Origin of the sequence: Paenibacillus sp. FSL H7-0357 (assembly GCF_000758525.1) — a bacterium.
GTDB lineage: Bacteria > Bacillota > Bacilli > Paenibacillales > Paenibacillaceae > Paenibacillus_AQ.
In genome coordinates this window covers 879,056-899,918 of the sequence record NZ_CP009241.1, presented here as the reverse complement: position 1 = coordinate 899,918, position 20,863 = coordinate 879,056, and the positions used below count along the sequence as shown (strand labels likewise).

Here is a 20,863-nt window from a genome sequence, read left to right as displayed (position 1 = left end):
CTCGATTACTCGGCTTGTAACACTTTGGCAAACTTCTCCACAACTACAAAACCCTGCATGGCATCATCGCCGGATACATAATAAGCTCCGCTGCGCAGCCAGGCATGGGCGATCATTTGACCTTGCTTATCTCTGGCAACCCCCATATAGAGTGTGCTTTCAATCCCGCGTCTCTCTAACATCTGTAGTCCAGCCACTGCACGGACCATACAGGTGCTTTTCCAGGGTGTATAACGGCTGATGACACGAATCGCTTTCGTAATATGCTTAATCCGGGGAATATCGGCCGCATTGGACACCTCGGAAGTCTCCTGAGACTGTATCCCCAGCCGTGGAGCCGTTCTTGCAAACGGAAAAAGCAGCTGGATTCGCACCAGAAAAAGCCTCCATAATGCCTCTGGAATCAGCGCCACAGCAGCCTTGTCAACGGTCAGCAACAGGCGGATGCGACGGAGGGTTGTCATGATCCGCTAACATTTACGACGAGATCCTCATCCAGCAGACTTTGCACAAAAGCAACCACATCCTGCTCGGCAAGCTCCGCCGAAACTTCAAAAATCTCCTGGATGGTCTCCACAATCCGTCTTACGGTAACCGGTGATGCCAGCGCCGACCAAATCTCTCCGCCAACCTCACCCAGATTGTAGTACTTTCCATTCTTCACATTCAGCATGACTTTCTCGCCGTCCATGTCGCTGGCGATATTGCCCTCACGCTGCACAAGGACCGTTTCGAGGGACAAAATATTTGTAGTATTCATAGGTTCATCTCTCCTCCACTTGACGTTGGATCGTTTCATATATAAGCGAAGCTTGTGCCGGGGCACTGAAGCCTGCTTCAGGACGGGTAAGCCGGTACATCGGCAGCCGGTTAACGAAAGAGGCCAACATGCCAAAATGCCATTCTCGGATCCCAATCCGGTCAATCATTGCCTTTTGATAAGTGTGATTAAATAAAGTATGGAACCGTTCCAGGCCGCTGATGGCGTGCAGGGTTACCGGGCTTTCTCCGGCCGCCGACAGTTCAAACACACCTGCGAGCGGCAGCGGTTCAGCCTGGAAGCGGTCATGCACGGGAACGGCAAATTTAGTTTCACGTTCGAATAACGGGCGGTAAGAGGACGAATTCATTCCCAAATAGTCCAAGCTCTGCTGCCACAACTTTTGCTGCGGATAGCCTGGAACTGCTAATGGATGTCCATTTTGCACCATAACGGGAATAACGTCGTCGCTGATCAGCAGGTGGCCCTGATCCATCAAATAGGAGGCGAGTGTCGATTTACCTGCCCCTGAACGCCCAACCAGCGCGTAAGCCTTGTTGTCCAGTACAAGCGCACTGCCGTGAAGAGGGAGAATTTTTTTTTGCATCAGCAGAACGCCCATGCAGCTTCCCAGAATAAAGAGCCGTACACAGTCGCCGTCCGCACCTGGTGCAGGTGACACTGTAATCGTACTGCCGTCCCGAATGGAGAAAATAGCGGTGTCCTTGGCTTCAAACATAACTTCGTTCCCTGATACACCCAGGCTGGGTGTGATCTTCGGAATGGCCTGCCAACGCTCCGACAAGTCTTCTTGAATGACCGACACACTGCCGATCAACCCCGGCTGGTCAGTAAGAGGAAGCTCCGGCAAGGGAAATTCACTATGAATTTGCAGACCAAATGCTTTATAAGCCAAGCCTTGAACGATACTCGCCATACGATTCACTCCATCCTGTAAATTCACATGTTCTAAAAGGTGATGATGAAAAGATAGCCCTTCCCCCCCTTCAGCAAGCATAGGGGGATGAGGGCCGCACGACTAAAAGCAGTCTTAGGAGTAGTGCACGATCTCATCCGGATCATCTTGGAAGGAGTCGGCGAGTTTAAATCCTGGTCCAGCCATAGTCATTTTAACGTCGAGCACTTCCAAAGCAGGCTTGCTGTATTCCTTTTTCATATTCTTTCACCCCCTTTCAGGCGTCTTGCTATCAGGATAATGATTTCAGAAAGCGGTAAAATACAAGTCCCCGTGTAAGGAGGCGGAACTCCGAATTGTAAATCATCTCCGGTTTAGGCTCACTAATCCGGTCCAAACATCCCGCAAGCACATTGTTGTTCAAGTAGGCTGAAGTCCGGGGGTCCTTAATCATTTCCCGAAGCTCTCCGAGGAAGCTGTCCCACTGCGGCAGCATCCGGAGAATCCCGTCTGCTCCCTGCACCCCGCGCTGCTTCCGGTTCATTCTGACCTCATCCGGCAGACGTCCCTCCATGGCTCTGCGAATCAGGGAACGGTCCACACCATTCTGGACAAACTGTCCCTCCGGCACGGACAGGCAGAAGCGGATCACGCGCAGATCATTCGTGGGATCGCGGTCCCATACCCGGTACTTCAGCGACATCTTGGTAGCCACTGTTCCGTTGACATTCCAGATATGCGGCTGCTCAAAATGCTTCTGGCGGATATCATAAACCGTCTGCGAGGAGGGCCTACGGTCCATATTGAATTCCCGAAGACGTTCATGGACCTCCGTTCGTTTGGCAAAATCGGGATGGATCAGCTCAAGCTGCATCTCCCGTTTGCGGGGCAGCAGCCGTTCAAGCGACGGAAAGGCCTTTTTGCTGACGATCTGCAGCACCTTTCTGCGGTTCGCTGCCATCGACTGATTGTATTGCTTATTCTCACGGTAGAAAGAGAGCCACCGGAATTCACGAATCAGCTTGGCCTGATAATCCAGCGCAGGTCCCCAGGAAACACTCCAATTGCCTCTTTGTCCACTCAGCAGAACACCAAGTCCCTGCTGTTGTGCCTGTTCAAATATGCCTTTAAGCCAGTAAGAATTTTCAATGAACTTGTAGGGCATCTCCAGAATATCCAGCCATTCGTCAATCTCGGTATAAGGACTCTGCTCGGGAAAGTTCAGAAAGCTCGGCTCAATATTCCCTACATGATCAATCGTCTCCTGAATAAAGGGACGCTCATCTGCTACCCTTTTGCCCAGATTAAAACCGGTAAAGCTGTCTACAGGATAATAACTGAAGGTATGCAATGGTTTCCCGCGGCGACGGAGTTCTTCAGCAGCGAAGCTGACTACCGAGCCGGAGTCAAGTCCCCCGCTCAGGTTGGCACCGGCGGCAAGATGGGTCCGAAGCCTGTCTTTGACCGCCTGTCCGAATACTTCGCGGAAGGCTTCCTCGTATTCCCCGTTGGAGCCAAGACGCAGTTTAGGCGGTGCCTGCAATATAAAGTAACGGGAGAATGTAATTTTCTCCCCGGTGATGGTCATGGAATGTGAAGGAGGCAGCTGTTCAATAGCTTGATAAACCGTTGAAAAGCAGTCCGTGGCATCGACTCTATTCTGAATAGCCAGAAACTCTGAGACCCATTCTTCATTCAGCTTATGGCTTACACCCGGCATAGAAAGCAGCGGATGAATAACTGTGCAAAAAGCGAAACTTTCAGTGGATCTATGAAAATAGAGCGTCCGGTTGCCGGAGAAGTCTCTGGCTCCGAAAAGAGATCGCTTGCGCTCGTCCCAGATCATGAAGGCAAAGTCTCCTACCAGATGAACGGGTGTCTGATCTCCCCACTTCTCGTAGGCGAGCAGGATGAGCAAGCTGTCGGGTATGGTGTCCCGGTCTTCATAGGGCACCTGAAGCTGCCCAAACAGCTCGCTGCGGTTGTCGATAATGGCATCCGCTGTAATTGCCAGCCTCCGCTCGGGATCATAAAACGGCAGCTTTTCGTTCAAGGATTGTGGAGTAATCCACTGCGCACGGCAACCAAGGAAAATCCCCTGACCCTGCCAGCCCCTGGCATCATCCGCAGGATAACGGCTCAGCTGCTGCATAAGACTCGGTCCCTGATCAGGATTCAGATTATGGTGCTGCAATTGGCAGATACCGGCGATTGCGCTCATTTTGTGGCCTCCACCTGTATAAAAAATCTCCACTCGGCTCTTAAAACCCGGCAGGAGTTTTCCAGCGTTTATATTTTAATAGTTCTTAATAAAGAACACTTCTTAATATATAAGATAACGGTATTGCCATTCATTGTGAATAGCACCTAAGACTACTTTTAGGTATCCTTTAGCGTATTGACCTCAGTAGACTTTTGTGGTAGGACAAAATAACACTTTTGACCGTAACGGGTTCTCGATTGCTTGTCAGAGGGAAGACAGGATATTATTTTCACACAGAAAAAAACCGTCAAGGAGAGAGCCAGGGACGGTGAGAGTAAATGTCTCTATCGGTAGTCAGTTCGATATTACTGCTTCCGGGAATAGTTAGTGCCGTCGGTTGATTGTTGTTCGGCCATTGCTTACTATAATTAATAGTATCGGCAACCTGATCAGTCAGCCACAGACAAGCAATCATCCTAAATATAACGATTAAGGAGTGTCTATTGTGTCAAATAAACTGATCGGCGCGGCAGCAGTCATCCTGAATCTGGAAGGGCATGTCCTTCTGGTTAAACACAGCTACGGGAAATACAATTGGGAACTGCCCGGAGGGTTATCCGAGGCACAAGAGTCGGCAGAGGAAAGCGCGCGGCGCGAAGTGCTGGAGGAAACAGGTCTTAAGGTCACTCCAGAGTCTTTAACCGGGGTCTACTATGACCCGGGTAATGACATGCACCATTTTGTTTTCACTTGTAAAGAAGACTCATATCAAGCACCTAAGCCCTGCTCGCCGGAGATTGTGGAGTGCAAATATTGTGCTGTAGACGATCTGCCCCGGCCCATTAGCGATTTCACAGTGCAAAGAATCCTGCACGCGCTGAATCCCGCCAGCCAGCAACTTTTCCATGTTATCGGACCCAGACAATGGACCGAGTAAAACCACACAGGATTCATATCATTGGTCCCGTCGGCAGCGGCAAATCCACCTTAGCAAGAAATCTGTCCTCCTCATTAGATATCCCTTATTACGAGCTCGACAACATCGTATGGAGGCGGACAGAAGGCGGTGATGTCAGGAACAGCGTGGAAGACAGAGACCAGATACTGAATAATATCCTTGCCTCTGACAAGTGGATCATTGAAGGCGTGCATCATAAATGGGTAATGCAATCCTTCGAAATGCTGAAAAAAATGTACATATGGAATTACGGACATCAACGGAAAGAGCGGCCTGAAATTTTTACAACCTTGAAGCCGTATCAGGATAAACTGCTTGTGTTACGGGACAACAGCAAGCTTCACAAGCACATTAAGCTATAAATCCGCTGTATTATTGCTGGAATCGTCCCGTAACCCTATAGTTCGGTATATCAAGCGATACATTAATGTTGAACGCAAAGTCGATTTTGTTGTCATGGAAGGCTATTGTATAGGTGACCACATATGGCGTTTCGATGTAGAACAGGATGAGTTGAAGCTTGCTGGCATTTTCCCAGAGCGCATACGTGACCACCTCCTGCTGCTCTTGGGATAAGTCTTTAGGGAATACATCTACCCCATGAAGCGGCTTGGAAAAATGAAACAGAATGACGTTATCCCGCTCATCCCCATAGAACATATGAAGCTCAAGTTGTTCGTCTTTCCACTCGAAAATGATTTTTTGGAGACCGTGGGGATTTTCATTGATTAAATAACCTCTGTTGACCAGATTCGGTATATTTTCCGGTATAGGCTTGAAGGCAGGAACAGGATAAGCCATAGCCCCCAACCGGTGCTGGAGCTTGAGCATATCCTCAGAGTGACTGGAAATCCGTTTGACCCCACCTTGGTCTAATCGATCGATAATGAACTTATAAATCAAGTCTAAAAGATGCTGCAGCTTCGTCATATTCTCAAAGGCCGAGGTGGCGGCAATGACTATTTGCTGTTCAGGAGCCACAAAACAGAGCTGGCCAAACGAGCCGTCCCCCCGATACGCCCCACGCCGGCACAGATGAAATTGGTACCCGTAGCCTTGTGCCGAGTCGACCCGGTCTGCTCTGGGGAGGCGGCGGTTGTCACTTTGTTCCGTAGTAGCTAATTCGATATACTGCTCAGACACAATTCTTTTTCCCGCATAAAGTCCTTTATTCAGCAGCAACTGGCCAAATTTCGCGATACTTTCAATCGATAAGCTTAATCCCATCCCGCCTGCTGTAGTGCCCAGCGGACAAGTTTCCCATGATGGGCGGGGTATGCCCAAAGGCTCAAACAATCTTGGCATCAAATAATCGACCAGACCCTGTCCCGCAACCTGCTCCATAATGGCAGACAGCATATAGGTAGAATGCGTGCTGTACACATAATAACTTCCCGGCTCATGCGGAACGTCCTGTGCCAGAAATGCCCGCACAAAGTCCTGCTCTCTAGCCACAGCAGCATAGATATTATCATGGTGGCCTGCGTTCATGGATAAAAGATGGTGCACCGTCATTTTCACCAAGTTGGCAGAGATCCGCTGTGGCAGCTTGTCCGGAAAGAAGGAGATCACCGGGTCCTCCAGTTCCATGAGTCCCTCGTCACAGGCGATGCCTACAGCTATGGAGGTGACGCTTTTGCTCAGCGAATACAGCAATTGCGGGCAATCCGGACGATATGGTGTCCGCGAGAACTCAGCCGTTACCACACCGTTCTGCAGCAGCATAAACTGGTTCACCTCAAGCTTCCGTTGTTCGATCGCAGTGAAGAAATCTAAGAGGTCTCTGGAAGATATCCCGTGATGATCGGGGATACCTCTGGATAACTTCATGGTTTATACCTCCTAATCTAAAATTTTATATAGAATGAACTTAAAAACTTGAGATAAGGAAAAGGAGCAACGGAGGGGGATTTTGGAACTGGAGGAGCGGTAGTGTCCGCCTTTGTCTTCGGATTTCTACCGCTAAGAGCGGTTAAAATCAAGAAATTCTTACGACAACAGCGGCCGGAAGTCCAAATATTCTCCGTAGTTGCGACTGATCCTGTACTCTAAAACCTTAAGTTCAATCTATATAGTTATTTTATCGTTACTATTTGTTTTCTGAGTGCATTAATTCATAGTATAGAACAATTACGATAGAATATAGTCTAGTGAAATCTAATCAAGGAGTTGGACCTATGGGCACCGCAGATAGCAGCCTTATTATGTTATCCATACCTGAAAGCTTTGAAAGTGAACGGCTGCTGATCCGCGCCCCACATTGGGGAGATGGTCTTGCTGTAAACGAGGCCGTCAAAGAAAGCATTGAGGAATTGCGTCCGTGGATGCCTTGGGCAAACAAAGTGCCTACGGTTGAGGAATCCGAAGCAAGCATCCGCCGCTCGCGGCTGGAATTCCTGGAGCGTACAGATCTGAGGCTGCTCTTATTCCGGAAGGAAACGGGGGAATTGATCGGCAGCAGCGGCCTGCACCGGATCGATTGGCAATCACGCAAGTTCGAGATCGGATATTGGGTTCATTCCTCTTTCGCCAGGCAGGGGTACATCACAGAAGCCGTAGATGCCATTACGAAATACGCTATTCAGGAGCTGCAGGCGAACCGGATTGAAATCCGCTGTGATTCCCGCAATGTGCAGAGTGCAAGAATTGCTGAGCGTTCAGGCTTTACCTTGGAAGGGACGCTGCGCAACGACAAATGTGATGTAACGGGTACTTTAAGACATACTATGATATTTGCCAAGGTTCGGGGTGTAGAGTACGGACGGGAGTGAATCCCCCCATTGTTCCTAGCTATAATAACGAAAAAAGCAGACGCCGTTTGCATAACGGCGTCTGCTTTTTGGACTATCCTGATTACGGCGTCGGCATCCCGCCATTGGCATTCAGCGTTTCACCACTGATGTAGCTGGATTCCTGGCTGGCCAGGAATACATAGGCCGGAGCCATCTCGGCGGGCTGGCCCGGACGGTTCAGCGGCGTCTTCGCCCCGAAGTCCTTCAGCACCTCTTCCGGCTGGCCGCCGCTGACCTGAAGCGGGGTCCACACCGGGCCGGGAGCCACAACGTTCACCCGGATTCCCTTGCCCGCCACCTGCTGGGCAAGTGATTTGCTGAACGTATTAATCGCAGCCTTGGTGGTTGCGTAGTCCAGCAAAATCGGTGCAGGCTGATACGCCTGAATCGAAGAAGTATTGATGATCGTGCTGCCCGGCTTCATGTGCTTGATCGCCGCCTTGCAGAGCCAGAACAGCGAGTACACATTCGTCTTGAAGGTGGCGTCGAACTGCTCCGTGGTGAGATCGGCGATATCCGGGACGAATTGCTGCTTGCCCGCAATATTGGCCAGGATATCGACTCCGCCCAGTTGTTCGACCGCTGCGGCAATTACCTGCTCGCAGTAGCCCTCATCCTTGAGATCGCCCGGCAGGGCGACGGCCTTGCGGCCCGCTTCCTCTACAAGCTTGACCACTTCCTTCGCGTCAGCCTCTTCCTCCGGCATGTAGGACAGGACTATATCAGCACCTTCGCGGGCAAAAGCAATCGCCACCGCGCGGCCAATCCCGCTGTCTGCTCCGGTAACAATCGCTTTGCGTCCGGTAAGCCGTCCGCTGCCGCGGTAGGTTTCCGCACCGTCATCCGGCTTCGGATGCATCGCCTTCTCCAGTCCCGGAGCGGGCTGCTGCTGCTGGAACTCCGCCGTGGCTTTCTGATATTGTTTCACAGGGTCCTGAATCGTATATTGATCACTCATCGTAAATCCTCCTCAGTCCAAAATGATTCAACTCTTATCTCTTTATGTAACCAGAACTGGGCTCTCTAAACGGAAGATTATTTCCTTTCCAATGCAAAAGGCACAGCAAAAAGGCCGCCCTTACGAATAAGGATGCGGCCTGATGCTGTTAGGGTCGGGAGAGAGTGCCGCTATAATTTGCTGCCTAGTTCACCGGAATCGTATAGAACAGCCGCGAACCATTGCTATTGGTGTACCAGACAATGTTGCCCCCGCTGACGACCGGATTGCATTCGGATAATACAAAATGCTTAATCGTCTGGATCGCACCTGCAGCTTGCCCCGAACCATCGATGAATACATATTTCAAATCACCCGGATGATTGTCCTTATCAAATTCCTGCCACAGCACCATAAATTTGTCATCCGTTATCTTCACCAGTTTCGGTATGGAGGCAATACGATCGGTGCCTACATACTTAGCCAGGGTGATATGGTTAACGGAAGCGCTGGCAAGGCTGTTCTTGGGCAATACATTCAGCATAACATCCCGCTGATCCTTCTCCAGCCCAACCATCTCATAAGAGGTGTAGTCTTTAACCAAGGAATGGTCGATGCTGTTCATAGCAACAATATAATTGCCTGCGGACATTTCGAATCCGCCAACCGAAACCCCGGTGGCATTCGCCCCGGTTCTCCCCGGAATCTGGAACAGGTCCACCTCGCTGTAACTCTTGCCGTCCCCTTTATTCAGGACAATTGAACGGGGATAGGCATCACCATGATCCACAAGCACATGGCTGCTTCCATCGAACAGCACATATTGATCGAAGGAGTGGCTGACATGATTTTTCTGAAATCTTCCCATATCATTGGTCACGGTCATAGTGCCGGTGTTCACGATAATTGTGAGCTGCGACTGATGGTTTAATCCGTCTTCTGTCGTGTATCTTTCACGGCTGGTGTGGAAGACAAGCGTATCTCCCTGCTCGGCCATCCTTCCGGAGGCTGCATCAAAAGGTACTACCGTGTAGCTCTCCCCGCCTTTAACGGACACACTGTCGATACGGTTGAAGCTTTTATCATAACGGACGATGCGAATGACCTCTTTGCTGTTATCCTCTTCACGGTTCTCTTGTCCAAACGCAATATAGTTGTACTTCACACCACTGTAGAAGCCGCCGAACAGCGGAAGCTCATATGCTACTTTTTGAGTTGCTGTCAATTCATATTTGGCATTGTACGTTTCAATCGCAACCTCCTTGCCCGCCTCAATGACGCTTACAGTCCCGTCGCTATTGTTGACAAGGTAGGACTCTACTGTACTTTTCCATCTGGGGAAATTAGACGATTCGGCATTGCTCTCCACCGGAGCCCCCGCCTTCACGCGGTACGCATGGTCCGGAACCTTAGAGAACATCGCCAGCTGGTTCAGCTTATTGTCGTATTCGAGCTCAAAGGGGATCTTGGCGGCCAAATCTCTCAACTGAAAATAATTTCTGCCGTCAATCGTGTAGGCCTTAATAGACTGCAACTGCCCGTCAAGCACCACCTTGGAATTAGACAGTGTAGCGCTATAGCTGCTGCTCTGGCTGTAATATTTGCTGCCTCCGCTCTCCTCAGGCGTATAAGCTTGTCCGGTTATGATCTCAATCGCATTGTTTTTCTTATTCCAGGTAATATCGAACTGGCTGGAGGTTCCCGAGAAATGTTCGGCGATATCACGCAAGCTGTAATAATTATTGCCGAGTATTGCGAATCCGTTAGACTGCTTCTCTTCTCCATTAAAAAATGTGCTGCTCTCTGCCACCTTAGCCTTCACCGCATTGTCCGCAAAGGTTGTGCTGCCAAAGGCTGGTGTAACCATTAACAATATAAGCAGCAGACTAAATAGCTTTTTCATTCGTTGTTTCCTCCATCGACTATAATTTTGCTAAGAATACTCCTGCCTGCTCCAACATTGAACCTTACCGAATGCCCCCGTTTCCGCTTGGTCTAAGAACCGCTATACTATGTATGTTTTTGTTGCTTTGGTGCCTTATGAAATAGAATATTTACTTACTTACGCAGTTTCTCCCTTTTTTCTTGGCCCGGTATAAGGCGGTGTCCGCAGACTTCATGACCGTATCCGGCGTTTTGTTTTTTTCATTTTTTTGGGCAACGCCGATGCTTATCGTTATGTATATGGGCCTGGCTGATCTCGTGCTTGCAGATTTCGATTTGCGCTTTGCTTTGCCTTTTCCTCTGCTCTTCCCCCGCAGTGTAAAAGCACGCTTAGCCACTTTCTCGCGCAGCTCTTCCAGATGCGGCAAAGCATCCTGAATGCTTTTACCCGGGAACAGGATCGTAAATTCCTCACCGCCATAACGGAAGGGCCTTCCGCCTCCGGCAACCTCTCTTAAAGTAGAAGCCACCAGCCTTAGCACTTCATCCCCCGTATCATGGCCATAAGTATCATTGAATTTCTTAAAGTGATCGATGTCCAGCATGGCAATCGCATAATTCATCCCCAGCTTCATCATATCCTGCTTCAAGGCCCGCCTGGAAGGAAGTCCGGTCAGCTCATCGGAGAACGCCATCGAATACGAATCCTGAATGATCGAGGTAATCAGAATGATCCCCGACACGGCCCATAATATGGCATACCGGATAGGATCATACTCGCTATGCAGCACATATAACATTCCCGCCAGCACCGCAATGAAAGAAATATCCTGCGATGACTTCTGGGAAACTTGCCTGATAATAAGTCTTATCCCCGCCAGCACAAAAGCAATCAGCGAGGCTTGCGACAATGGGGTGAGATCACGCAGCGTTACAGGCAGCAGATCCTTGCCGATCCGGTGCAGAATGGCGCTTTGGTCCGGGTTCAACAACCATACGGCTGCTGCTGCCTGAGCCAATATAAATGCAATGCGGAGAAGTCCCCATAGACTGAATATCCCGCGCTCCTTAAAGAAAGAGAAGATCAGGACATTAACCGGAATCACCAGGCAAAGAATGGAGTGAAGATCGGACACCGGCACCTCGCCACCCGCGCCGGGCAGCTCCCGCAAATATTGCAGTGAGGCCAGACTGAGCGTAAAAATAAGGAGCAGAAAAAACTCCCGGCTGCGGTTGAATTTCCAGGAGAGGACGCCTCCGATCAGAAAGATGGGGTAGGGGGCAAGCCTCACAAGCTCCAGCTGCGGCTGGGAAAAGGTATGTGTGTTATTGGCAAAGAAGTACGCCAGCACAAGCAGAGCAAACGGCAGTATGATCGTGGATGCGACTTTGAGTATATTTTTCAACGTTCAATAAATCCTCCGTGTCCATTCAACTATACTTATTTATCGGTTACATGCCCGCGCCCGCTTAATTATGAATCGCACCTTTTTACCCGCCTGCACATAAAAAAACCTATCCATTACCGCGGATAGGTTTGTCCGATCTATAGCATTTGTGAATGCACATGCGTTAAGTACGTTTAGAATTCCTCATAGGTCGCCGGATCTTGATCCGCGATACGCCCGGATGCTGAGGTTAGTCCCGAAATTATCTCCATTTCCGCTTCAGTCAGAGCGAAATCAAACACGTTCAGGTTATCCCGCTGATGCTCTACAGATCCTGCTTTGGGAATCGGAACCGCTCCAAGCTGGACATGCCAGCGCAGGATGACCTGGGAGATTGACTTGTTATATCTTCCGGCAATTTCAGCAAGCTTGTCATTCTCCAGAATACTGCTGCCGCGTCCGAGCGGACTCCAGGATTCGGTCACGATTCCGTGCTCTTTATGCCATCGGCGCTGCTCTTCCTGGTTAAACAGGGGATGCAGCTCGATTTGGTTCATGCTTGGCGCTACTCCGGTTTCCTTGATCAAACGCTCTATATGCTCGGGCAAAAAGTTGCAGACCCCTATGGAGCGGATCAGCCCTTGCTTCTTGGCCTCGATCATCGCCTGCCAGGCCTCAACGTATAAATTCACATTGGGGTTCGGCCAATGGATGAGATAGAAATCATAATAGTCCAATCCGGCCCGATATAAGGATTCCTGGATCGTTTCCACCGCTTTGTCATAAGCGTGATGGCGCCCCGGCAGCTTGGACGTAATGAACAGCTGATCCCTCGGCACAGAGCTTTGGCGAACCGCTTCGCCAATCGTTCCTTCATTCTCATAATTAAAGGCGCTATCCAGCAAGCGATAGCCGGCATCAATCGCTGTTGTAAGACTTTTTACACCAGCCTCACCCTTCAAGCGGTAAGTCCCAAATCCAATCGCAGGCACCTTTAGTCCATCGTTCAATTCAATTTCCGGGATTCTTTCAGTCATCGTTACTCTTCACCTTTGTGTCGTGCAATCCCCAAACGGGCTGCACTCTATTTATGTTGAAGACGCAAACGCGCTTGCACCCAGTTTTATTTTACCTTATTTAGTCTGGAAGTGTCGCCTCTGTAACTCTCTGCGCTTTGAGCGGATCGGGATCTTTCAGCATTTAAATGGACTCGATTCAGCCTGCTCATACATTCAGGTCTTCCTTAATTTTATAACGGACTGCAATGAACGTGAATACTGCAATAGCTGCAACCGCAACAAAAGTCGTATGCATAACTTCGCCGGTATTATTGAAGTCCTTTATGCGGACCAGCGTATTGATGAGCAGGTATTTCGACAGGTGAATTCCCTCAACAAGCGATTCCAGAGCAGCCAGCGACATTCCCACAACATTTAGGGCCAGGATAAATCCAGCGGTCAAACTTACCAGCAGGTTTTTGGCGATCATTGCAATACAGAGAATCAGGATCGAAAATGCCCAATGCAGCAAAAACTGGCCGACCAGCAGTTTAACGAAAAAACCAAGATCACCAAGGCTGGCATTACCAAAGAATAGGCTTCTTCCAATCCAGTCAGACATCAGCAGTGTGATGAACAGAAGGATTATAAACACGGCCAGGATCAACATTTTCGACAAGACGGAATAGATTCTTGCTTTTCTCATCGAGATATAATTTTTGTGGAATCCGGAGTTATATTCACTCATATAGAAATAAATACTGAAGACCGCAATGTAAATCAGCATCCAGGAGGAGGGCTGTGAAATATTATATTGGATAAACTCGCTCTCATTCATGCTGCTGACCACAACGCCTCCCTCTTCAATCGACTGTGAGTATTGCTGCATCATAAAGATGCCGAAGATTTGAAAAGCACAGAACAGCAGCAGCAGCAAATACATGATTTTATTATTTCTGAAGCGGTGAAAATCCATCTTAAGGATATTAATCATAGTGATCACCCGCACTTTCCGTCCGTTCCAGGAAGTATTGCTCCAGGCTCTGCTTATGCTTATAAATTGAATCTACCGATACCCCATGATCCACCAGCACCTTCGTAATTTGCCGGATTTCAATGTTCCGGTCATAGACATACAGCGTTTGACCGTAGGCAACCTTGTACTTTGAGATTTGCAGTTCCCGCTCCAAAACCGGAATGGCCGTTTTGGCTTCATCCACCCCGATCTCAATCCGTTCCTCACATTTCTGCAGCAGTTCTTCTCTGGAGATCACCTCAACAATCTCACCCTGATGAATAATTGCATACTTAGTCGCGATTTTGGATAACTCCTCAAGAAAATGACTCGAAATGATAATGGTTAAGCCGTCTTTGTTCAGCTCCAGGATCAACTGTCTAATCTCAACAATACCTTCCGGGTCAAGCCCGTTGATCGGCTCATCGAGTATCAGGACATCCGGACTTCCGAGTAAAGCAATCGCTATGCCGAGCCGTTGTTTCATCCCCATGGAATAGCTTTTGACTTTAGCTGTATTCTTATGATCTAGTCCAACCAGCTGCAGCAATTTCTCTATCTGCTTGTTCCTATCCTTGAGGCCATAAGCCATGGCCAATAGATTCAAGTTCTCATAGGCCGAATAATGGGGATAGAGTCCGGCATTTTCAATCAGCACGCCCATCCGCTCGAAGAAAGACTGATTCTCACCCGAAGACCGGTTAAAAAAATGAAGTTCTCCCGACGTCGGATAAATTAATCCGCCGATCATTTTCAGCAGCGTCGATTTCCCCGCCCCGTTTTTCCCGATTAATCCTACAATCTCACCTTTGAATATTTTGAGATCGGCATTCAGCACAGCGGTTTTTGATTTGTACCTTTTCGTAAGTCCACTCATTTCAATAATACAATCTGACATGGTAGCACCCTCCTTCACCATAAGTTAACAGGATGAAGGCTAAGACATCGCCAATAAAAGGTTAAGAAATGTCAAAGCGTTTCACTTACTCAGCCTGAAGCCGATTCCCCAGATCGTATCAATATAAGGTTCACTATCATAGCGCTTAATTTTATTGCGGATATTGCTGATATGCACCGTTATCGTTTTGTCTTCTCCCATATAGATTTCATCCCATGCCAGCTCGTACAAATCCTGCTTCGTGAATACCCGCGTTGGGTTCCTCACCAGCAGTTCAACAATTTTATACTCCTGTCTCGTCAGACTAAGTGTCTTATCCTTTACTTTGACACTGTATGCCGTGCTGTCCAGCAGCAGGTTTTTATGCTTGTACTCCTTGGAGGATTCATCTGCCGCGTTTCTTTTGATATGGACATGGATGCGGGCAATCAGCTCTTCTATTTCAAAAGGCTTGGTGACATAATCGTCTGCTCCCAAAGCGAACAGGTTCAACTTATGATCCAACTGGTCTTTAGCCGACAGGATGATCACCGGGACCCCAGACTTTAAATCCTTCCGTAAATAATGCATGAATTCTTCCCCCGATAAACCGGGCAGCATCAGATCCAGCACAATGAGTTGGTACTCGCGGTGAGCCAGATTCATCTTCCCTTCACTGCCGGAATATGCTTGTGTGCAAAGAAACTTGTCTGCTGTAAGACCGTCATAAATAATTCCGTTAATATGTTCATCATCCTCAATAATCAGGACCCGCTGATTGTTCCCGTTCCCGCACATCTGCATTCTCCTTCGCTGTTTTCATAAATTCTGTTTTTAGGCAAAAGGTATCGCCGATACATTCGGCCTCCGTATCTCCGTTCATCTTTTCCATAAGTGATTTCACAATTGATAGACCCAAACCGGAGGAATGAACGGTACGTGAAGGATCTTCTTTATAGAAACGGGTGAAAATCCGCTCCATATTGACCTGGGTCCCTGCCTTCAGCAGATTGGTGAAATGGATACACACGGTATCCTGCTTATCCTCATAACCAATAGATAACGAACCTTCCCCATGTATAAAATAGTTGCCGACGATATTCGCAAATACCCGCTCCACGGCATTCACATTCCCCACGATAGAAACGGGCAACTCCGGAAGATTAAGCATGGGTTCATCACCGGCCCGGGAAAAATCATCAATGAAATGAAATAAGTTCCGCTTCAGCACATCCATAACGTCAACGGATTCAAGTTCAAAGCTATATTCCGGATTCTGCAGCTTGGTGTATAAAAACAACTCGTCAACCAACTTGATGATCTGCTGAATTCTGGATTGGGCTAGTGTTACATATTGTGTCTTGTCTTGAAGTTGTTCTGAGCGCAGAGCTAATTGGAGATAACCATCTAATGAAGTAAGCGGGGTTCTGATATCATGCGACAGGCTGATGATCGTAGAATTCATCTCTTCATTTTTCCGGCTGAATTGCTGATCCAGGGCTCTTTGACGGCTTAACAAAGCATTGCAGCGGTGGATTAAGCTATCGATTTCCTTAGGCTTTAATTGTGTTCCTATAAACTTAAAAGAATTATGTTCCATAATAAAAGACAGCTGATTCCCGATATCCCTAATCTGGCTTTTATAATACAGCAGGTAAATAGTTTGGGCCATTAACAAAATAATAGCTATAACCAGGACAATAATCATGGTGTCACTTCCTTCCATATGAATATCATTATATACGATTATAGATTTTTGCTATGATCCTGTTTTGGTTAAATATGACACACTGCCGTCACTGCTCTATGGTATAACTAGAATAAAAACGAGGTGCGCTGCTGTGGCAAGCTATGAATATTCGTCCAAAGAAGAATTAATCGAGACCATTCACTCCAAGTATGTGCTGCTGGATGCAGAATTTGACGGGATCGACAACAGCCGGAGGGATGCAAGAATACCTGAGGTGGATAAAACACCCGCCGAAATTATCGCCTACCAGCTTGGCTGGCTTCCTCTCATCATGGGCTGGGACAAGGATGAACGGGAAGGCCGTGAGGTCCACATGCCGTCACCCGGCTATAAATGGAACCAGCTTGGCGGACTTTACCAGTCCTTCTACGAGCAATATGCCGCATTATCCCTCGCCGAGCTGCGAGACCTATTCCGTCAGAGGGAGCAGGAGTGGCTGGAATGGATCGGTACTTTAACCGAAGAAGAGCTGTTCACCCAAGGCACCCGCAAATGGACTGGCAGCAAGGACAACTGGCCGATGGCCCGCTGGATTCACATCAATTCAGCCGCCCCGTTCACCAACTTCCGCGCCAAAATCAGAAAGTGGAAGAAATACAGTGCGGCGGGGAACCCGGGTAATGTATAAAGATACCTTTGTTATTCTTAAGCTTGTGAATCAGGCTGCGGGATTCTCCATTGCCTCATTCAAAGCATTAATCACTTCGAGAGAGGATCTCTACCCGCTGGAATATTTGCTGCAGGTGCCTCAGGTGTTGCCGGAGGATCGCTCTTACTGATTCCTCTAGCATGCAGCGTCTTCGGCATTCCGAATGATATTGCAATTCAAGTCGTTGGTGTAGGTTTCATTATCGGTGTTCTGCAGGACTCTTTCGAGACTGCGCTTAACTCATCTTCCGACTTACTATTCACAGCAACCGCTGAATATGCAAAAAATCGCAAAGAAGGCGTGGAATTTGTGATTAATACCCAATAAATAGTGTCAAGTGGAAACGGCTTCGCCGTCCTCAAAAGGACGGTATCCGTTTCAGCGAGAAATAGAAGGATAATTTATAGCGTGAAACATATAAATTCTTATCTTTAGATAAAAACAAGCAGGAGGCCTGGGGCTCCTGCTTGTTTATTGTTCCCGGTTGGATTGGGTTTCTACGAGAAGCTGCTGAATGAGGAAAACGGTATTCCCAATGGATTTTATTCCTCACGGGAATCTCCATTAGTCAACGTCTTAATGTTTATCCAGCCTCCTCCTGATAATCCTGACGGCAATACTTCTTTCCCATATAAATTCGCAAGCGTGTTCGCAACTTGTATGCGGATTTCATTTAATCCCGGACGCATGGCCTTTGTGATGTCCCAGCGATATGGCGGCCATAGACATGTTCCTACGAATTGTCCATTGATTAGCACGGATGCCGATTCCCTTACGTCCTCAAGCTCCAGTTCGATTTGCTGCTGCGCTTCGTCAACCCTGATGTCACTCATCATAAAGTTTTGCATATAAACGGCCTTGCCCGATAAATGAGGATATCCCTGTTCACTCCAGTATCCGGTTATAGGCTGAGGACTGGCAATTAATACGCCTTCTTCATTTAGTGCGAAATCTCCTATCAGAAATAAAGGGGAGGCTACCCGAATCATAGGCTCCAGGAGTGAGATGGTTAGCAGTTCGATCAAATTTTCACCCGCATGCACATAAGGTGTCAAATTCACACTTTTAAAAAAAGGATCCTGCCAGCCCGCAGTCTCAAGCGCCGGCAGTCTATGCCCGTTGATATAAATCTCCACACTGCGGCGCCTGGATAAAAAACCGATATGTGAAGGCACATACTGATCAATATCATCGGTGACCAGTCGTATCTCCTTGCCGATTGCCGAAGCATCAATCATGAGCCGGGTTCGATAGGTGTTGGTTTGGCCGGGCATCACCGCATTCATCCGTGATTCGCGGTCATTAAATGTCACTTCCCAACGATCCAGAACCTTCACGTTGGGATCTTCCAGCTTAAAATCCCAAGATGAGGGCAGCAGGATATTCTTCTCTAAGGAATACAACCCTTCCAGCATTTTCCCAGGAGCGGAATTGACGATACGAACGATCCGCAGTTCGCCAGGCACTAGACGGAATTCATTCGACTCCCTTTGTGTAAGAAGAATTCGCTCGCCGTTTTCCAGCTTCCACTCCTCTACCCTTTCCATTGGTTGGGTCAAGCATTGGATCTCCGCCGTTTCCTCCGACCAATTCATCATCCAGAAGTATTGTTCGCCCTCTACCCACCGGCAAGTCACGATGACCCGTTCTTTCTCCGTTTCCGGTATGAACCAGCGTCCGGTTACTTGATCGACTCCTGGAAACTGCCGCAGCTGTTCACACAAATATCGCGCATCATCGGCAGTCACCTTCGGTTCGGACAGCAGCAGCGTTTTCCCTTGTCCATACACATGCCATTCTTCTTCCCCTGATTGCGGGAAAAGAGGGTTCAAATACTTATTCAGCTCCGGGTCATCTGTCTGGTTAAAGCTATCCGATGGCACTTCTCCGATCGCGATCAGCAGCCCCCCTTGGTCCACGAACTTGTTCAGCTTGGCCGCCGACGCGACAGACATAACCTTCATACGAGGCAAAATAACAGCCCGATACTTCTCCTGCGACTTCGTAAACGTTAAATGACCCTGTTCTGCAAAACTACTCTGGATTTGGCTGTCGTCGGCGTAATCGTAGTCGAGCTGGTTGCGAATTAATCGATCGGACAGTAGAGCATGCAGCACATCCGAAGCGGGCTTAAGCTCTGCCCTTCCATTGTCGAACATTTCCTGATAGACCGTATGCACGGGGCTAAGCAGCAAAATACGGGCATTATGATGACCTATGCTCCCCATGAAGCTGAGTCTGGCGATATAATCGGCAAAAGCTTTATAATGGTCCCAGTGGGGCGCATGATAAAATTCCGTCTGCGGAAAATCCGTCTTGCGGTACCCTTCGAATGAATAATAAAATGCATGGGGAATAAACAAGTTAACGCCCAGAAACGCCATAAAATTGGCATCAAGTCTCCGTTGACGCATGGAATACCCGTGATCACTGGCTCCAAACGCCTCGCAAATGACGCGATTTTTGCCTTCAATATGGGCCACCGACGACGCGCACTTGACGGACAGAATACGATAGGGATTCTCTTTGGTGCCGATACCTGCTTGCAAATAATCGACACCGGGATAATCAAATTCCCGCAGCACCTGCGTCTGATTCCCCTGCGAACGTGCCTGACCCCAGATCGGTTCTTCCAGCGTATGACCGATATAGGCCAGCCCGCGAGCTTCGCACCATGAGCTTAATCCACGGTGATACGCATCGATATACCAGTGCGTAAGAGCCGCATAATAATCTTCACGTACTTTGTGGCTTGTATCTTCCACCTGAAAAAGCAGGGAGCCGAGATGGGAGAGAAGCGAGTATCCGCAGTGCTGCTCGAAACGCTCCGGAAGGTTTCGCGTCCATGCCAAAATCACCCCCGGCAAGCTTTCCTCCAAATGATCCACGCTTGTTTTCATCGCTTCTACTCCAGAAAATCCGTCGTGAATCATGAGCCCCGGCTCGTCGGTAAATACTCCTTGTATGTTCGTCCCAAAATGTGCAGACAACCGATCGAATGGTGCATAGCCCAGTTCGATAAATTTATTCACAGCTTCCGGATTCATCGTATCCAAGTAATAGCCTCGCGCAAAGGTTACCTTCTCAGCGACCTCGCATTCCCAAAACGCGAGGATTACATAATCCCCGTCTTCCTCCGGTTGCCAGGATCGACCGTATAAATGGGTCAAATCATACGGTTTATCCTGCAAAACAACCTTTTCCCCATCATTCTGTTTTATGCGGTAGGCCAGAATAGAAATCAATGAATGATGATCTTCTAAGGCAAAATCTATCAAGCATTCCCTCTGCCCATCCGTTGGAGAATATCTCTTCTCTTCCACCCGCAAATAACGCATCCTGTACTCGGGGAATTGCTGGGTCAACTTGCCTCCGAAAGTTCCGCTAGGCCAATTGTCCTCATCATATAACCAGGTTTGCATACCGAGTCTGCTGCATTCCTCGATGCAAGTTTCGAGCATATCAAAGTAAGCCTCGGAGAAATACTCTTCGGTCTTGCCGTGCCTCGAGTGAAGTACAACACCGCCAATGCCTTTCTCATGCATTTCCTGTAATTGCCAGCGCAGCATTTCCGGGTTGTAGTCATGGTTTAGAAACCAGAACGGTTGCGGTCTGTAAGTTATGCCCGGATTTTGAAATAGATTTCCCAGCTCCTGTGTATCTATCATTTCGTACCTCCATGGTTTGATCAGAAACCCGTTGAATTAATTTATCATTCTCTTGTCAACGGTTTTCC

20 protein-coding genes and 1 pseudogene are annotated in these 20,863 nt (G+C 48.5%); 6 read left to right on the top strand and 15 right to left on the bottom strand.

Going from position 1 to position 20,863, the window contains the following annotated elements; all coding sequences use genetic code 11:
* Nucleotides 1–5: 5 nt before the first annotated feature.
* The 5 genes from H70357_RS03980 to H70357_RS03960 form a co-directional block, all read right to left on the bottom strand.
* Nucleotides 6–464 carry a lasso peptide biosynthesis B2 protein gene (locus H70357_RS03980; protein ID WP_038586029.1) on the bottom strand — a complete coding sequence of 153 codons (459 nt, stop codon included), beginning with the start codon at nt 462–464 and terminating at the stop codon, nt 6–8.
* Nucleotides 461–760 (bottom strand): lasso peptide biosynthesis PqqD family chaperone, encoded by a 300-nt coding sequence (locus H70357_RS03975; RefSeq protein WP_038586027.1) that lies wholly within the window; start codon nt 758–760, stop codon nt 461–463. The genes H70357_RS03980 and H70357_RS03975 overlap by 4 nt, the downstream gene beginning before the upstream one ends.
* Before the next feature lie 4 nt (nt 761–764).
* Nucleotides 765–1,697: a hypothetical protein gene (locus tag H70357_RS03970; protein WP_038586025.1), complete on the bottom strand. Its 933-nt coding sequence runs from the start codon at nt 1,695–1,697 to the stop codon at nt 765–767.
* 114 nt (nt 1,698–1,811) lie between these two features.
* On the bottom strand, nt 1,812–1,937 hold the full coding sequence (locus H70357_RS35650; protein WP_038586022.1) for a paeninodin family lasso peptide: 126 nt from the start codon (nt 1,935–1,937) through the stop codon (nt 1,812–1,814).
* A 31-nt stretch (nt 1,938–1,968) separates the two neighbouring features.
* Nucleotides 1,969–3,897: an asparagine synthase-related protein gene (locus H70357_RS03960; protein ID WP_038586018.1), complete on the bottom strand. Its 1,929-nt coding sequence runs from the start codon at nt 3,895–3,897 to the stop codon at nt 1,969–1,971.
* Nucleotides 3,898–4,384: 487 nt separating this feature from the next.
* On the opposite strand from H70357_RS03960, the gene H70357_RS34160 reads away from it, so the two are divergent.
* Nucleotides 4,385–4,816 carry an NUDIX domain-containing protein gene (locus H70357_RS34160; RefSeq protein WP_052091810.1) on the top strand — a complete coding sequence of 144 codons (432 nt, stop codon included), beginning with the start codon at nt 4,385–4,387 and terminating at the stop codon, nt 4,814–4,816.
* Complete coding sequence (locus tag H70357_RS03950) at nt 4,804–5,199, top strand: P-loop NTPase family protein (protein ID WP_038586015.1); 396 nt, start codon at nt 4,804–4,806, stop codon at nt 5,197–5,199. Before H70357_RS34160 ends, H70357_RS03950 begins: the two co-directional genes overlap by 13 nt.
* A 10-nt stretch (nt 5,200–5,209) precedes the next feature.
* Here the strand turns inward: H70357_RS03950 and H70357_RS03945 are convergent, their stop codons facing one another.
* Complete coding sequence (locus H70357_RS03945) at nt 5,210–6,667, bottom strand: serine hydrolase domain-containing protein (protein WP_038586013.1); 1,458 nt, start codon at nt 6,665–6,667, stop codon at nt 5,210–5,212.
* 347 nt (nt 6,668–7,014) lie between these two features.
* On the opposite strand from H70357_RS03945, the gene H70357_RS03940 reads away from it, so the two are divergent.
* Complete coding sequence (locus H70357_RS03940) at nt 7,015–7,608, top strand: GNAT family N-acetyltransferase (protein WP_038586010.1); 594 nt, start codon at nt 7,015–7,017, stop codon at nt 7,606–7,608.
* An 82-nt stretch (nt 7,609–7,690) separates the two neighbouring features.
* Here H70357_RS03940 and H70357_RS03935 read toward each other — a convergent pair whose 3' ends face one another.
* The 8 genes from H70357_RS03935 to H70357_RS34965 all read right to left on the bottom strand — a co-directional run bounded on the left by H70357_RS03935 (nt 7,691) and on the right by H70357_RS34965 (nt 16,436).
* Nucleotides 7,691–8,587 carry an SDR family oxidoreductase gene (locus tag H70357_RS03935; protein WP_038586007.1) on the bottom strand — a complete coding sequence of 299 codons (897 nt, stop codon included), beginning with the start codon at nt 8,585–8,587 and terminating at the stop codon, nt 7,691–7,693.
* 184 nt (nt 8,588–8,771) lie between these two features.
* Complete coding sequence (locus tag H70357_RS34155; RefSeq protein WP_052091809.1) at nt 8,772–10,469, bottom strand: hypothetical protein; 1,698 nt, start codon at nt 10,467–10,469, stop codon at nt 8,772–8,774.
* 151 nt (nt 10,470–10,620) lie between these two features.
* Nucleotides 10,621–11,856, bottom strand: a complete 1,236-nt coding sequence (locus H70357_RS03925; protein WP_038586005.1) for a GGDEF domain-containing protein — start codon at nt 11,854–11,856, stop codon at nt 10,621–10,623.
* A gap of 176 nt (nt 11,857–12,032) precedes the next feature.
* Nucleotides 12,033–12,875, bottom strand: coding sequence for an aldo/keto reductase (locus H70357_RS03920; RefSeq protein WP_038586002.1), 843 nt, complete (start codon nt 12,873–12,875; stop codon nt 12,033–12,035).
* A gap of 187 nt (nt 12,876–13,062) precedes the next feature.
* Nucleotides 13,063–13,830 carry an ABC transporter permease gene (locus tag H70357_RS03915; protein ID WP_038585999.1) on the bottom strand — a complete coding sequence of 256 codons (768 nt, stop codon included), beginning with the start codon at nt 13,828–13,830 and terminating at the stop codon, nt 13,063–13,065.
* Entirely contained in the window at nt 13,823–14,749 is a 927-nt protein-coding gene (locus H70357_RS03910) for an ABC transporter ATP-binding protein (RefSeq protein WP_038585997.1), read from the bottom strand. The genes H70357_RS03915 and H70357_RS03910 overlap by 8 nt, the downstream gene beginning before the upstream one ends.
* Nucleotides 14,750–14,830: 81 nt before the next feature.
* Nucleotides 14,831–15,526, bottom strand: coding sequence for a response regulator transcription factor (locus H70357_RS03905; RefSeq protein WP_052091808.1), 696 nt, complete (start codon nt 15,524–15,526; stop codon nt 14,831–14,833).
* Nucleotides 15,486–16,436, bottom strand: coding sequence for a sensor histidine kinase (locus H70357_RS34965; RefSeq protein WP_076110289.1), 951 nt, complete (start codon nt 16,434–16,436; stop codon nt 15,486–15,488). The genes H70357_RS03905 and H70357_RS34965 overlap by 41 nt, the downstream gene beginning before the upstream one ends.
* A 133-nt stretch (nt 16,437–16,569) precedes the next feature.
* Between H70357_RS34965 and H70357_RS03900 the strand changes: the two genes are divergently transcribed.
* The 3 genes and pseudogenes from H70357_RS03900 to H70357_RS34960 all read left to right on the top strand — a co-directional run.
* Nucleotides 16,570–17,106 (top strand): ClbS/DfsB family four-helix bundle protein, encoded by a 537-nt coding sequence (locus H70357_RS03900; protein ID WP_038585992.1) that lies wholly within the window; start codon nt 16,570–16,572, stop codon nt 17,104–17,106.
* Nucleotides 17,099–17,257, top strand: a complete 159-nt coding sequence (locus H70357_RS35645) for a hypothetical protein (RefSeq protein WP_156130810.1) — start codon at nt 17,099–17,101, stop codon at nt 17,255–17,257. Before H70357_RS03900 ends, H70357_RS35645 begins: the two co-directional genes overlap by 8 nt.
* A pseudogene (locus tag H70357_RS34960) lies at nt 17,209–17,454 on the top strand (cation:dicarboxylate symporter family transporter); the annotation flags it as partial. The gene H70357_RS35645 and the pseudogene H70357_RS34960, both read left to right, overlap by 49 nt.
* Before the next feature lie 215 nt (nt 17,455–17,669).
* On the opposite strand, the gene H70357_RS03895 reads toward H70357_RS34960, so the two are convergent.
* Entirely contained in the window at nt 17,670–20,795 is a 3,126-nt protein-coding gene (locus H70357_RS03895) for a glycosyl hydrolase (protein ID WP_038585990.1), read from the bottom strand.
* Nucleotides 20,796–20,863: the final 68 nt, after the last annotated feature.